General features: G+C 69.8%; 12 protein-coding genes. 2 read left to right on the top strand and 10 right to left on the bottom strand.

Features of this window, described 5'->3' with window-relative positions:
- Positions 1–59 precede the first annotated feature (59 nt).
- From NRY95_17375 to ahpC, 4 genes are all read right to left on the bottom strand, one after another.
- The gene (locus NRY95_17375) at positions 60–854 is read right to left on the bottom strand and encodes a hypothetical protein (GenBank protein ID UYC15462.1); all 795 of its coding nucleotides are present in this window, start codon (positions 852–854) and stop codon (positions 60–62) included.
- A 103-nt stretch (positions 855–957) separates the two neighbouring features.
- Positions 958–1,923: a LysR substrate-binding domain-containing protein gene (locus NRY95_17370; protein ID UYC15461.1), complete on the bottom strand. Its 966-nt coding sequence runs from the start codon at positions 1,921–1,923 to the stop codon at positions 958–960.
- Between the two features lie 100 nt (positions 1,924–2,023).
- Entirely contained in the window at positions 2,024–3,613 is a 1,590-nt protein-coding gene (gene ahpF / locus NRY95_17365; GenBank protein ID UYC15460.1) for an alkyl hydroperoxide reductase subunit F, read from the bottom strand.
- Positions 3,614–3,815: 202 nt separating this feature from the next.
- Complete coding sequence (ahpC, locus tag NRY95_17360) at positions 3,816–4,379, bottom strand: alkyl hydroperoxide reductase subunit C (protein ID UYC15459.1); 564 nt, start codon at positions 4,377–4,379, stop codon at positions 3,816–3,818.
- Positions 4,380–4,594: 215 nt separating this feature from the next.
- Between ahpC and prmC the strand changes: the two genes are divergently transcribed.
- Together prmC and pip are read left to right on the top strand one after the other, a co-directional pair.
- The gene (prmC, locus tag NRY95_17355) at positions 4,595–5,428 is read left to right on the top strand and encodes a peptide chain release factor N(5)-glutamine methyltransferase (protein UYC15458.1); all 834 of its coding nucleotides are present in this window, start codon (positions 4,595–4,597) and stop codon (positions 5,426–5,428) included.
- Between the two features lie 128 nt (positions 5,429–5,556).
- Complete coding sequence (gene pip, locus NRY95_17350) at positions 5,557–6,498, top strand: prolyl aminopeptidase (protein ID UYC15457.1); 942 nt, start codon at positions 5,557–5,559, stop codon at positions 6,496–6,498.
- Positions 6,499–6,640: 142 nt separating this feature from the next.
- Here the strand turns inward: pip and NRY95_17345 are convergent, their stop codons facing one another.
- The 6 genes from NRY95_17345 to NRY95_17320 form a co-directional block, all read right to left on the bottom strand.
- On the bottom strand, positions 6,641–7,330 hold the full coding sequence (locus NRY95_17345; GenBank protein ID UYC15456.1) for a hypothetical protein: 690 nt from the start codon (positions 7,328–7,330) through the stop codon (positions 6,641–6,643).
- Between the two features lie 379 nt (positions 7,331–7,709).
- Positions 7,710–8,600, bottom strand: coding sequence for a transglutaminase family protein (locus NRY95_17340; GenBank protein ID UYC15455.1), 891 nt, complete (start codon positions 8,598–8,600; stop codon positions 7,710–7,712).
- A gap of 73 nt (positions 8,601–8,673) precedes the next feature.
- Entirely contained in the window at positions 8,674–9,474 is an 801-nt protein-coding gene (locus NRY95_17335; GenBank protein UYC15454.1) for an N-formylglutamate amidohydrolase, read from the bottom strand.
- Positions 9,467–10,018, bottom strand: coding sequence for an NUDIX hydrolase (locus tag NRY95_17330; GenBank protein UYC15453.1), 552 nt, complete (start codon positions 10,016–10,018; stop codon positions 9,467–9,469). Before NRY95_17330 ends, NRY95_17335 begins: the two co-directional genes overlap by 8 nt.
- A gap of 644 nt (positions 10,019–10,662) precedes the next feature.
- Entirely contained in the window at positions 10,663–11,586 is a 924-nt protein-coding gene (locus NRY95_17325) for an exodeoxyribonuclease IX (GenBank protein ID UYC15452.1), read from the bottom strand.
- Positions 11,583–12,158 (bottom strand): nitroreductase, encoded by a 576-nt coding sequence (locus NRY95_17320; GenBank protein UYC15451.1) that lies wholly within the window; start codon positions 12,156–12,158, stop codon positions 11,583–11,585. The genes NRY95_17325 and NRY95_17320 overlap by 4 nt, the downstream gene beginning before the upstream one ends.
- Positions 12,159–12,297: the final 139 nt, after the last annotated feature.

Below are 12,297 nucleotides of genomic sequence, written 5' to 3'. Positions count from 1 at the left end.
GCGCCGCCCGGATGGCGCTGGCTGTTGCGTGGCACCGGCCGCATGGCCGATGGCCGCGCTCAGCCAGCAGGAACGTGCGGCTGCGCCGGCAGCAGGTGTTCCAGCACCGCCAGCAGCAGCGGGCCGTCGAACAAGGCGGTGTAGCTGACGCTGACCTTGCTGCCGCCGCGCAGTTGGAACTGCAGGCGCGAGGTCCATGCCGACACGTCCATGGCGACGATGTCGTCGATGCGGATCTCGTTGTCGGCGAAGGCGATACGCGCGCGGCTCAGCTGCACTGTCTGGATCGGGCCGCGGGTGAAACCCTTCATGTTGACCGCGAATTCGCGGCGGATCGCGCCGGCGGTGGTGACCATGCGGAAGCTCACCGTCTGCCCGGCATCGAGACTGGCCAGCAGCACCGGCACGCGCGCCTGCAGGTAGCCGTGCATGAAGCGGTCGAGGAACTTGTAGTAGCCGCCGATGTTGCCGTTGGCCGCCTGCCACTGTTCCTGGCCTTCGCGCCGCCAGCCCAGGTTGACCGACAGGCCGGCGCGGTAGAACTGGCAGGTCTCGACGATGTCGCGATAGAGATAGGTGCCGTCGCTGCGCTCGGGGAACTGGCGCACGCCCAGCTCGCCCTGTTCCCAGCCGCCGCGGCGGATCGCCCAGCCCAGCAGAAGGGTCAACACGCCGACCAGCGCCAGGCCGAGCATGATCCATTGCAGCGTCTGCGCCGATTCCGGCGCGACCTTGTCGCGCACCGCGAACAGCAGCACGCCACAGGCCAGCAACGCCACGCCGAACAGCATGACCAGGATCGACAGCGTCGCATTGTTGCGATGGCGGCCGAGCACGGTTCCAATAGACGTCATCCGCATTCCTTAACCTAGATAAGGGCGGGATTGTCGCACCGTCGGCTGTAAACCGGGCGTTAGCGTCGCCCGGGCGCGGCGCGCCAACGGCGCCGCGACGCGCTCAGATGGCTGCGACGCGTGGCGGCGCCGCGGCGGCGGGGACGACCACGCTCGGCGCGGCCTTGACCGACAGCAGCGCCTCGGGCAGCGCCTTGAACAGTCGCGCCAACTGCTCCAGGAAATCGCTCATCGCCGAACTGCGGCGCCACAGCATCGCGATGCGCCGGCTCGGGCCGGAGGCGTCGTCGAAGCGCAGCAGGTGGATATTGGACGAGGTGGCCACCGGCGGTTGCACGGCAAGCAAGGGTAGCAGGGTCACGCCCACGTTGGCGGCCACCATCTGCCGCAGCGTTTCCAGGCTGGTGGCCTGGAATTCGGCTTTTTCCAGCGCGCCGGACAGGTGGCACACGTCCAGCGCCTGCTCGCGCAGGCAGTGGCCGTCCTCCAGCAACAGCAGCCGCTGCTGGTGCAGTTCGCTCAGGCTCAACGAATCGCGCTGGGCCAGCGGATGGTTTTCCGGCACCGCCAGCACGAACGGTTCCTCGAACAGGAATTCGGTATGCAACTGGTCGTCGTGCAGCGGCAGCGCCAGCAGCGCCGCGTCGAGCCGGCCTTCGCGCAGGCGGTTCAGCAGCACGTCGCTCTTTTCCTCGATCAGCAGCAGTTCCAGTTGCGGGAAGCGCTCGCGGATGGCCGGAATCACGTGCGGCAGCAGGTACGGGCCCAGCGTCGGGAAGATGCCCAGGCGCACCGTGCCCGCTTCCGGATCCTGGCTGCGCCGCGCCGCTTCCTTCATCTGCTCGATCTCGGCGACGATGCCGCGCGCGCGGCTGGCCGCCTCGCGCCCGGCCGGGGTCAGCATGACCTTGCGCGGCGCACGCTCGACCAGCGGCACGCCCAGTTCGTCCTCCAGCTTCTTGATCTGCGTGGACAGCGTCGGCTGGCTGACGAAACAGGCCGCCGCGGCGCGTCCGAAATGCTTGTGATCGGCCAGCGCCACCAGGTATTTCAGATCACGCAGGTTCATCGGCAGGTTCCTTGGCGGTGCGCTCGGCGCGGCGTGGGGCCAGTCGCCCCCCGGGACAGCATAGGCCCCGCGCCGGCTCGCGGCGCGGGGCGGTCGCGCATCAGGCCGCTTCGGCGACCGAACTGCCGACCGGCGCGCTGCTGCGGATCAGGTGGTCGAACGCGCTCAGCGCCGCCTTGGAGCCTTCGCCCATGGCGATGATGATCTGCTTGTACGGCACCGTGGTGGCGTCGCCGGCGGCGAACACGCCGGGCAGCGAGGTCTGGCCGCGGTCGTCGACCACGATCTCGCCGCGCGGCGACAGCGCCACCGTGCCCTGCAGCCACTCGGTATTGGGCAGCAGGCCGATCTGCACGAAGATGCCTTCCAGCGCCACGCGGTGGACGTCGCCGCCGACGCGGTCCTTGTAGACCAGCCCGGTGACCTTGCTGCCGTCGCCCAGCACCTCAGTGCTCTGCGCGTTGACGAGGATGTCCACGTTGCCCAGGCTGCGCAGCTTGCGCTGCAGGACTTCGTCGGCGCGCAGCTTGGCGTCGAACTCGACCAGGGTGACGTGGCTGACGATGCCGGCCAGGTCGATCGCCGCTTCCACGCCGGAGTTGCCGCCGCCGATCACCGCCACGCGCTTGCCCTTGAACAGCGGGCCGTCGCAGTGCGGGCAATAGGCCACGCCCTTGTTGCGGTACTGGTCCTCGCCGGGCACGTTCATCTGCCGCCAGCGCGCGCCGGTGGACAGGATCACGCTGCGGCTCTTCAGCGACGCGCCGTTGGCCAGCCTGATCTCGACCAGGCCGTCGGCGCCGGCCGGAATCAGCTGCTCGGCGCGCTGCAGGTTCATGATGTCCACGTCGTACTGGCGCACGTGCTGCTCCAGCGCCGCGGCCATCTTCGGGCCTTCGGTCTCCTGCACCGAAATGAAGTTCTCGATCGCCATGGTGTCCAGCACCTGGCCGCCGAAGCGCTCGGCCGCCACGCCGGTGCGGATGCCCTTGCGCGCCGCATAGATCGCCGCCGCCGCGCCGGCCGGGCCGCCGCCGATCACCAGCACGTCGAACGGCGCCTTGGCCGCGATGTTGGCCGCGTCGCGCTTGGCCGCGCCGGTATCGAGCTTGGCCACGATCTGCTCCAGGCTCATGCGGCCCTGGTCGAACACTTCGCCGTTGAGGTACACGGTGGGCACCGACATGATCTGCCGCGCCTCCACCTCGTCCTGGAACAGCGCGCCGTCGATCGCCACGTGCTGGATGTTCGGGTTCAGCACCGCGGCCAGGTTCAGCGCCTGCACCACGTCCGGGCAGTTCTGGCAGGACAGCGAGAAATAGGTTTCGAACACGTACTCGCCGGGCAGGTTGCGGACCTGCTCGATGACCTCGGCGGTGGCCTTGGACGGATGCCCGCCGACCTGCAGCAGCGCCAGCACCAGCGAGGTGAACTCGTGGCCCAGCGGCAGCCCGGCGAAGCGCAGGTGGATGTCGTGGCCGGGGCTGCCCAGCGCGAACGACGGGGTGCGTTCGGCGCTGTCGCGGTGCACGTCCAGGCTGATCTGGTCCGACAGCAGCACCAGATCCTCGAGCAGGTCGAGCATCTCGCGCGACTTGGCGCCGTCGTCCACCGACGCGGTGATGTGGATGGGCCGAACGACCCGCTCCAGGTAAGCCTTCAACTGGGTTTTCAGATCGGCATCCAACATGGCGGACTCCTGACGATGGGCAAAACGAAGGGAAGGCGTCGCTGCCGCAGGGGCAGACCGCCGTAAGAATTGGGAGGAGGGGTGAACCGCAGCCGGCGCTCGCTGCCGGGTGGCTGGCGTGAGGCGGGCGTGGCGACCGCGACGCGGGCTGCGGTTCACCCCCACCCCCGCCGAAGCGGCGGAGATGGGAGTGCGGCGCGGCTTAGATCTTGCCGACCAGATCCAGCGACGGCTTCAGGGTCTTTTCGCCTTCCTTCCACTTGGCCGGGCACACTTCGCCCGGATGCGAGGCGACGAACTGCGCGGCCTTGAGCTTGCGCAGGGTCTCGGTGACGTCGCGGGCGATCGCGTTGTCGTGGATTTCCAGGGTCTTGATCACGCCTTCCGGGTTGATCACGAAGGTGCCGCGCAGGGCCAGGCCTTCCTCGTCGATGTGCACGCCGAACGCGCGGGTCAGCTGATGGGTCGGGTCGCCGACCAGCGGGAACTGCGCCTTGCCGACGGCCGGCGAGGTCTCGTGCCACACCTTGTGCGAGAAATGGGTGTCGGTGGTGACGATGTAGACCTCGGCGCCGATCTTCTGGAACTCGGCGTAGTTGTCGGCGGCGTCTTCCACTTCGGTGGGGCAGTTGAAGGTGAAGGCAGCCGGCATGAAGATCAGCACCGACCACTTGCCCTTCAGGTCCGCGTCGGTGACTTCGATGAATTCGCCGTTCCTGTAAGCGTTGGCCTTGAACGGCTGGACCTGGGTGTTGATCAGAGACATGGAGTTTCCTCGTGGTTGCGAAGGGGAGCGGGGGATAGAACGAGGCTCATCATAGGAGGGGTCGATAGATATCTCAAATCGATTGATGGAATTGAATAGATAGGTTTGGCCTATCGCTATTCAAGTCTGGCTCTTTGCTGCACTGCGGTGTAGGTACACCGTGCGATGGTTCTACCACGTTGGCTTTTCCAGGCCGCTGCGGCATCGTGACGCCGATGAACGCCCCCACCCCCGAGTCCCTGCTGCGCGCGGCCTGCGCGCAGATCGACCGCGCCGACGCCGAAGCCCTGTTGATCCACGCCCTGCAGCGCGACCGTGCCTGGCTGTTCGCGCACGCCCGCGATCCGTTGCCGGAGATCGCCACGCAGCGCTTCGGCGAACTGCTGGCGCGGCGCGCGCAGGGCGAACCGGTGGCCTACCTGACCGGCCGGCGCGGCTTCTGGACCCTGGACCTGGCGGTCGGCCCAGCCACGCTGATCCCGCGCGTGGACACCGAGCGCCTGGTGGAACTGGCGCTGGAGCGGCTGGACACGGCGCCGGGCCGCCGCGCCGCCGACCTGGGCACCGGCAGCGGCGCGATCGCGCTGGCGCTGGCCAGCGAACGGCCGCAGGCGCAGGTGCTGGCCACCGACCTGAGCGACGCGGCGCTGGCGGTGGCGCAAGCCAATGCGCGCACGCACGGCCTGCACAACGTCCGTTTCGCCCACGGCCCCTGGCTGGCGCCGCTGGCCGGTCAGCGCTTCGACCTGATCGCCAGCAACCCGCCCTACATCGCCGCCGGCGATCCGCACCTGGCGCAGGGCGACCTGCGCTACGAACCGGCCAGCGCACTGGCATCCGGCGCCGACGGCCTGGACGACATTCGGCTGATCGTCGCCGGCGCATCGGCGCATCTGCTGCCGGGCGGCTGGCTGCTGCTGGAGCACGGCTGGGAGCAGGGCGAGGGCGTGCGCGCGCTGCTGGCGGATGCCGGCTTCGCTGCCGTGGCGACCTACCAGGACCTGGAAGCGCGCGACCGGGTCAGCCTGGGATGTTGGCCGGCTGGCTGAGGCGCGCGCCGCCAGCCATGTCTGCGCCGGAAGCCGGCGTGGGCAAACGGCGACGGCGGATGCCGCAGGGCCACGCCATCCACGGGTAAAATCCAGTTTTCAAGCACCGTTTTCGAGCAGGAGCCGCCATGCGTACGCTGTATCCCGAGATCGAACCGTTCGACAGCGGCATGCTGCCGGTGGACGCGCGCCACACGCTGTACTACGAACAGTGCGGCAACCCGCAGGGCAAGCCGGTGGTGCTGCTGCACGGCGGGCCGGGCGGCGGCTGCAATGCCAAGATGCGCCGCTTCCACGATCCGGCCAGATACCGCATCGTGCTGTTCGACCAGCGCGGCTCCGGCCGCTCCACCCCGCATGCGGACCTGGTCGACAACACCACCTGGGATCTGGTGGCCGACATCGAGACGCTGCGCGAAACGCTCGGCATCGCGCGCTGGCAGGTGTTCGGCGGCAGCTGGGGCTCGACCCTGGCCCTGGCCTATGCGCAGACCCATCCGCAGCGCGTCACCGAGCTGGTGCTGCGCGGCATCTTCATGCTGCGCCGCTGGGAACTGGAGTGGTTCTATCAGGAAGGCGCCAGCCGGCTGTTCCCGGATGCCTGGGAACACTACATCGCCGCGATTCCGCCGGTGGAGCGCGCCGACCTGATCTCCGCGTTCCATCGCCGCCTCACCAGCGACGACCAGGCCACGCGCCTGGCCGCCGCGCGCGCGTGGAGCGTGTGGGAAGGCGCCACCAGCTTCCTGCACGTGGATGCGGATTTCGTCAGCGGCCACGAGGACGCGCAGTTCGCGCTGGCGTTCGCGCGCATCGAGAACCACTACTTCGTCAATGGCGGCTTCTTCGAGGTGGAAGACCAACTGCTGCGCGACGTGGGCAGGATCGCCGACATCCCCGGGGTGATCGTGCAGGGCCGCTACGACGTGGTCTGCCCGCTGCAGAGCGCCTGGGAGCTGCACAAGGCCTGGCCGAAGGCGACGCTGCAGATCACCCCGAGCGCCGGCCATTCCGCGTTCGAGACGGAAAACGTCGACGCGCTGGTGCGCGCCACCGACGCTTTCGCCTGAGGCGGGCATGCCGTGCGCCGCACCCGCGGCGCACGGCGTGCGGCAACGTTCGCGCTGCCGGCCTCGATCCAGCCGGGTTGCGACGTATCGGAAATCGGCCCGCCCATGCGCGATGCCTGCGTTGCAGGCGCCGCGACGCGGCTCAGCTCTTTCGTTTTGCGGCGTTTCCGCGGTGGTACACGCGATCGACCTCGAACACCCCGCCGCGCTGCGATTCGGCATGGCCTTCGGCGCGGATGTGCACCCGCAGGCTGTCCGCATCCTGCGCATCGGTGATGTAACGGTAGGACACGCGGATGCCGTTGCTGGTGCTGATTTCCACCAGCATGCCGTCGGGGGTGTCGTGCAGCAGCGCCTGCACGCCGGGCGCGATCTGCACGTGCGCGCCGGACAGCGGCAGGATCACCACCTCGCTGCTGCCGGGGCGGCCGAACACCACCGATTCGCGGGTGCGGTACAGCAGCAGCGTATCGGTCAACGGTGCGGCGAAGTCCATCTCCGGACGCAGCAACTGCAGCGGACCGCTGGCGCGGCGTGCGCCCGATCCACCGCCGGGGGGATCTCCCGGCGGGCCGCCTTCGCCGCCTGGACCGCCCGGGCCTGCGTGACCGCCGCCCGGGCCTTCGCCGCCAGGCGCGGGTCCGCCGGCGGCCGTTTGCCGCGGCACCGCGCGCTCGGCGGCCTTTTCGGCCTGCTTGGCGGCTTTCTTGTTGGCCCTGGCGTCGGCTTGCCATTGCGTCGGCGGGTCGGTGGCGACCTGTTGCGCGAACGCCGGGACCTGCAGCATCAGCACCAGCAGCAGAAGAGGGGGACAGCGACGGCGAACGGGCACGGCAAGACTCCGACTGGCAACGAGTCCGACGATGCTACGTCGCGGCGTTTGCGCGCTCTTGCCGCGGCGTGTCGTGGCCAGCCACGCACGCGTGCTGCCTTTTCACGGCAGGACCATGGCCTCTTTTGGGGGGAAGGTGGCCCCGAAGGGGCGGACGAGGGGACGGGCGAAGTCCTTGGATTTGGCTGCAGTCGGGACTGAAGTCCCTCCCACAAAAGACAGGCCCGTTCATTGCCTGGCCCCATGTTCGCGAAGGGGCGACCGGCGGGATGGCTTCGGGCCGCCGGCTGCGACGGACGCTGTCGGGACTGCCCGTCGCGACCGCTGCGCCGATCCCGCAAGCCACTGCGGGATGCGGCTGCATCTGGGGCGAACCGCCCTACAGATAGAGTCCTTCGGTCTGCAGCGCAGCGCCGTTGCCGGCGGCGCCGGTTGCGCTGGCGGGGCGCGGATCCAGCCGTGCCTGGTCGGTCTCGTCGGTCCACACCACGAACGATTCCAGCGTGTTGTAGCCAAAGGTGTTGCTGATCGCCACGTCGGCGGCGTCGCGGCCGCGCGCGATCAGCACCCGGCCGATGCGCGGCAGATTGTGGCGCGCGTCGAAGGTGTACCACTGCCCGTCCAGGAACGCCTCGAACCAGCCGGAGAAATCCATCGGCGCGGCCGAGACGGGCACGCCGATGTCGCCCAGGTAGCCGGTGCAGTAGCGTGCCGGGATGTTCATGCAGCGGCACAGCGCGATCGCCGAGTGGGCGAAGTCGCGGCACACGCCGCGGCCTTCCTGCAGCGCCTGCGCGGCGCTCTTGGTCGGGCGCGCGTGCTCGTAGCCGAATTCGATCTGCGCATGCACATAGTCGCAGATCGCCTGCACCCGCGCCCAGCCGGTCGGCGCGCTGCCGAACAGGTCCCAGGCCATGCCGCTGAGCAAGTCGGTCTCGCAGTAGCGGCTGCCGAGCAGGTACATCAGGGTGTCGTCCGGCAGCTCCTGCACCGGCGTCTGCGGCGCGTCGTAGCGGTACTGGTCGGGCAGGCCGCTGTCGCGCACCACCGCATCGGCGCGCAGGGTCAGCACGCCGGCCGGGGCCAGCATGCGCGTGCAACTGTTGCCGAACTGATCGCGATAGCCGCGCAGCGCGATCGCCGGCTCGGTCTGCAGCGCGGTGGCGACGACGATGTCGGTGCGGCGGCTGTCGTGGATGTCGAGCATGGCCAGCACCGGCGTGGGCTGCAGGAAGCGATAACGGATCTCGTAGCCGAGGCGGATGAGCATGGGGGAGGCTCCGGTGCGTAAAGCGAGGGGCGTCGAAACGGACGGCGATGCAGCGAGAGTGCGCAGCCTGCGCTCAGCCCGGTGTGAAGGCAGCTTGCAACCGATTCAGCATGCTGAGCAAGCGCTGCGCCCATTGCCGCTGTCCGGCGGGCGCGGCGATCAGGTCCTGGCGGATCTCCAGTTCCACGTGCGCCAGGCCGCGCGCTTCGGCGTGCACCGGGATCGCATAGTCGGTGGCGTCGCTGACCGAATACGGCTGGTTGTCGCCGACAATCAGCCCCGGCTCGGCGCGCAGCTCGGCCAGCAGCGCCTGCGCGAAGCGGGCGTCGCGCTGGTACAGCACCCCGGCATGCCAGGGCCGCGCCACGCCCGCCATCGACGGGGTGAAGCTGTGCATGGCGATCAGGATGGTGGCGATGCCGGCGTCGCGGCGCCGGTCCAGTTCCGTGGCGATGCGCGCGTGGTAGGGCGCGAAGATCGCGCTGGCGCGCGCCGCCCGCGCGCTGGCGTCCAGGCCCTGGTTGCCCGGCACCACGGTGCCGTCGCTGGCCTCGGCGATCGAACCCGGCGCCGACAGCGGCCGGTTGCAGTCGATCACCAGCCGCGAATAGGTCTGCACGATCGCGAACGCATCCAGCGCCTGCGCCAGTTCGCGGGTCACGCCGGCGATGCCGATGTCCCAGCCGATGTGCCGGTCCAGTTCGCGCTGCGGCAGGCCCAGGTCGGCCAGCGCCTGCGGCACCTGCTGCCCGGCGTGGTCGGCGATCAACAGGTAGGGCGAGCGGCCCTGCGCCTGGTACACGCTGTAGGGCGGCGGATCGCCGGGGGCGAGCAGGGAAGGCGTGGCGTCGGTGCGCGCGGTCGGCTCAGCCACGCGGGGTGCCGTCCAGCTGGTGCTCGATCATCCACAGCCCGGCCCACAGCTTGGCGTCCAGCTGGTAGCCTTCGCCCATCTTCTGCACCAGCCAGGCCGCAGCGCGGGCGCGCGGCACGGTGTGCACGGTGATGTCCTCGCTGGCGTCGCCGCCGCCGTCGCCGACCTTGCGCAGGCCGCTGGCACGCACGAAGGCGATCTTTTCGCTGCTGGCGCCGGAGGAGGTCGGGCCGATCAACAGCACCTCGGCATGGTCGGCGGTCCAGCCGGTTTCTTCCTCCAGTTCGCGCACCGCCGAGACCTCGATCGACTCGCCGGCGTCGATGTCGCCGACCAGCCCGGCCGGCATCTCGATGGTGCGCGCCTGCAGCGGCACCCGGAACTGCTCGACGAACAGCACCTCGTCGTCCGGGGTCACCGCAATGATGATCGCGGCCAGGCCGCCGGCGTGCACCCGTTCGGAATACTCCCAGGTGCCGCGCACCACCATGCGCTGGTATTTGCCTTCGTAGACGATGCGGGGCGGGGAATCGTGGCGGGTCATGGGCAGGGTTCGCTCTGCTGAGGAGTAAAGAGGCGGCGGCGCGGATCGCGACCGCCGGATGACCGGAGTGTAGGGCCATCGACGTCGCCACGATGCCATGCCGCCGCGCGCCGCGCTGCGGTGGCGTGCGCGGTGTCCGATGCTGCGCACGATCCAGGTGTCGCGAAGCGCTGCGTTGCTGCGTCGCCGGGAGCATGCGTGCAGCGCCGGGCTCGCGCAGCGTCCCGATAAAGGCGCGCAGCGCGGCGGGGACGTGGCGGCGGCCGGGGCAGTGGCGGCACAGCCCCGGGAACCGGAGCACCGGTCTTCCAGTGCGGCGTCGATCAGCAGCGTGGAATCGTCCAGCGTCAACCTGCCTTCCGCATCGACCAGCGGCTGCTGTCCGCGCTTGGCGAATTCCCCGCGATACATCGCGCCGCCCTGCGTGCCGCGCGCCTGTCGACCTCGCAGCAGGGGAGGCGATCTTCCAGGCAGCGTCCGGCACCGGCCCGCGCCTGCGCTGCGTGGCCACCCAGGACATCGTGCGGCTGCTGGCGGCGCAGCGCAGCTACATGGCGTTGATGCGGGAGCAGTCCGAGTCGGCCGATTGCGCGGAAGCAGCGCCGTGCGACCGACCTTGCGTCTCTGCTGGCGCCACGGCCTGGCTATTCGCCGAGCGTCGCCAGCCCGGCCGCCTGCAGCAAGCGGCGCCGGGTCAGCGGGCCGAAGCGCAGCGCTTCGCACAGGCCGTGCAGCATGTCGGCGTCGGCCTGGCCGCGGGCGAAGCCGGGCGCGGCCGAGTGCAGCGGCGCGTCCAGCGCGATGGTGGCCAGCTGCCGCCACAGCAGCGCCTGTTCGCGCTGTTCGCGCAGGCGCAGCGCCATCTGCGCCGCGCCACGCAGGCGCAGGAACGCCACTTCGTCGATCCGCGCCAGCAAGGTGTCCAGGTCGCCGAAATGCGCCAGCAGGATCGCCGCGGACTTGGCGCCGATGCCGGTGACGCCGGGAATGTTGTCGATCGCATCGCCGGTCAGCGCCAGGTAGTCGGCGATCTGGTGCGCATGCACGCCGTGCCGCGCCTTGACTCCGGCCGTGCCCCAGCGCTGGCCGCGCGCGTAGTCCCACTGTTCGTCGAAGTCGAGCAGCAGCAACTGCGACAGGTCCTTGTCGGCGGACACGATCACGCCGTGGAAGCCGGCGCCGCGCATGCTGTGCAGGGCGCTGCCGATCAGGTCGTCGGCCTCGTAGTCGTGGTGCGCCAGTACGCCCAGGCCGAGCGCCGCGCACAGCGCCTTGCAGTGCGCGAACTGGCGCCGCAGCGCATCCGGCGCCGGCGCGCGGTTGGCCTTGTAGGCCGGGTACAGGCGATTGCGGAAACAGCTGTCCAGCGCTTCGTCGAAGGCGATCGCGATGTGCTGCGGGCGCTCGCGTTCGAGCAGGTCGAGCAGGAAGCGGGCGAAGCCGTGCACCGCGTTGGTCGGCCAGCCCTGCGCGTCCTGGAACTCGTCGGGGATCGAGTGCCAGGCGCGGAACACGTACAGGCTGGCATCGACCAGGTACAGCGGCCGCGTCGGCGCCGCTGCGTTCACGGCGTCCAGTCGCTGAGCAGCTGCTGCGGATCGGGACGCTCGCGCTCGGGCACCTGCATGCGCGGGGTGCCGATATGGATGAAACCGGCGATGCGCTCGTTCTCGGCCAGGCCCAGCCGCGCCGCCACCGCGTCGTCGTAGGCCATCCAGGCGGTCAGCCACTGCGCGCCGAAGCCGTAGGCCTGCGCCGCCTGCAGCAGCGCGAAGCAGACCGAGCCGGCGGTCAGCCATTGCTCGATCTCCGGTACTTTCGCTTCGCGCTGCAGCCGCGCGATCACCGCGATCGCCAGCGGCGCATGCGCGAAGCGTTCGCGATCCTTTTCCACCGCGGCGGGCGGGGCGCCGGGGTCGCGTTGCAGCGTGCGCTCGGCCAGGAAGTCGCCCAGCGCCAGGCGTGCCTGGCCGGCGATGCGCAGGAACCGGAACGGCACCAGCTTGCCGTGATCGGGCACGCGCACCGCCGAGCGCAGCATCGCCAGCAGGGTCGCGTCGTCGGGTCCCGGCTCGCCCAATTGCCTGGACGGCACCGAGCGGCGCTCATCCAGCGCTTGCAGCGAGTGAAGTGTGCGCATAGTCTCGATTCCGTGGGGCGGGCGCCGAATTATAGTCGCGTGCCCGAAAGCGGCAGCGGATGCCGCGGTTACACGGAGAGTCAAGTTCCATACATGATCTGCCGCTAACTTCCGAATTGACGTCGGTCTCACTTGCGCT

The sequence above is a fragment of the Xanthomonas campestris pv. phormiicola genome (genome assembly GCA_025666215.1).
GTDB classification, from domain to species: domain Bacteria; phylum Pseudomonadota; class Gammaproteobacteria; order Xanthomonadales; family Xanthomonadaceae; genus Xanthomonas_A; species Xanthomonas_A campestris_A.
Note: the sequence above shows the minus strand (reverse complement) of the source record. Positions and strands in the feature narration are given on the sequence as shown.

Bases quoted from the DNA above. Each gene is read 5' to 3' on its own strand.
- NRY95_17330 (UYC15453.1), bottom strand. From the start codon at position 10,018: ATGACCCGCCACGATTCCCCGCCCCGCATCGTCTACGAAGGCAAATAC.
- prmC (UYC15458.1), top strand. From the start codon at position 4,595: ATGAACGCCCCCACCCCCGAGTCCCTGCTGCGCGCGGCCTGCGCGCAG.
- NRY95_17320 (UYC15451.1), bottom strand. From the start codon at position 12,158: ATGCGCACACTTCACTCGCTGCAAGCGCTGGATGAGCGCCGCTCGGTG.
- NRY95_17375 (UYC15462.1), bottom strand. From the start codon at position 854: ATGACGTCTATTGGAACCGTGCTCGGCCGCCATCGCAACAATGCGACG.
- ahpC (UYC15459.1), bottom strand. From the start codon at position 4,379: ATGTCTCTGATCAACACCCAGGTCCAGCCGTTCAAGGCCAACGCTTAC.
- pip (UYC15457.1), top strand. From the start codon at position 5,557: ATGCGTACGCTGTATCCCGAGATCGAACCGTTCGACAGCGGCATGCTG.
- NRY95_17340 (UYC15455.1), bottom strand. From the start codon at position 8,600: ATGCTCATCCGCCTCGGCTACGAGATCCGTTATCGCTTCCTGCAGCCC.
- NRY95_17370 (UYC15461.1), bottom strand. From the start codon at position 1,923: ATGAACCTGCGTGATCTGAAATACCTGGTGGCGCTGGCCGATCACAAG.
- ahpF (UYC15460.1), bottom strand. From the start codon at position 3,613: ATGTTGGATGCCGATCTGAAAACCCAGTTGAAGGCTTACCTGGAGCGG.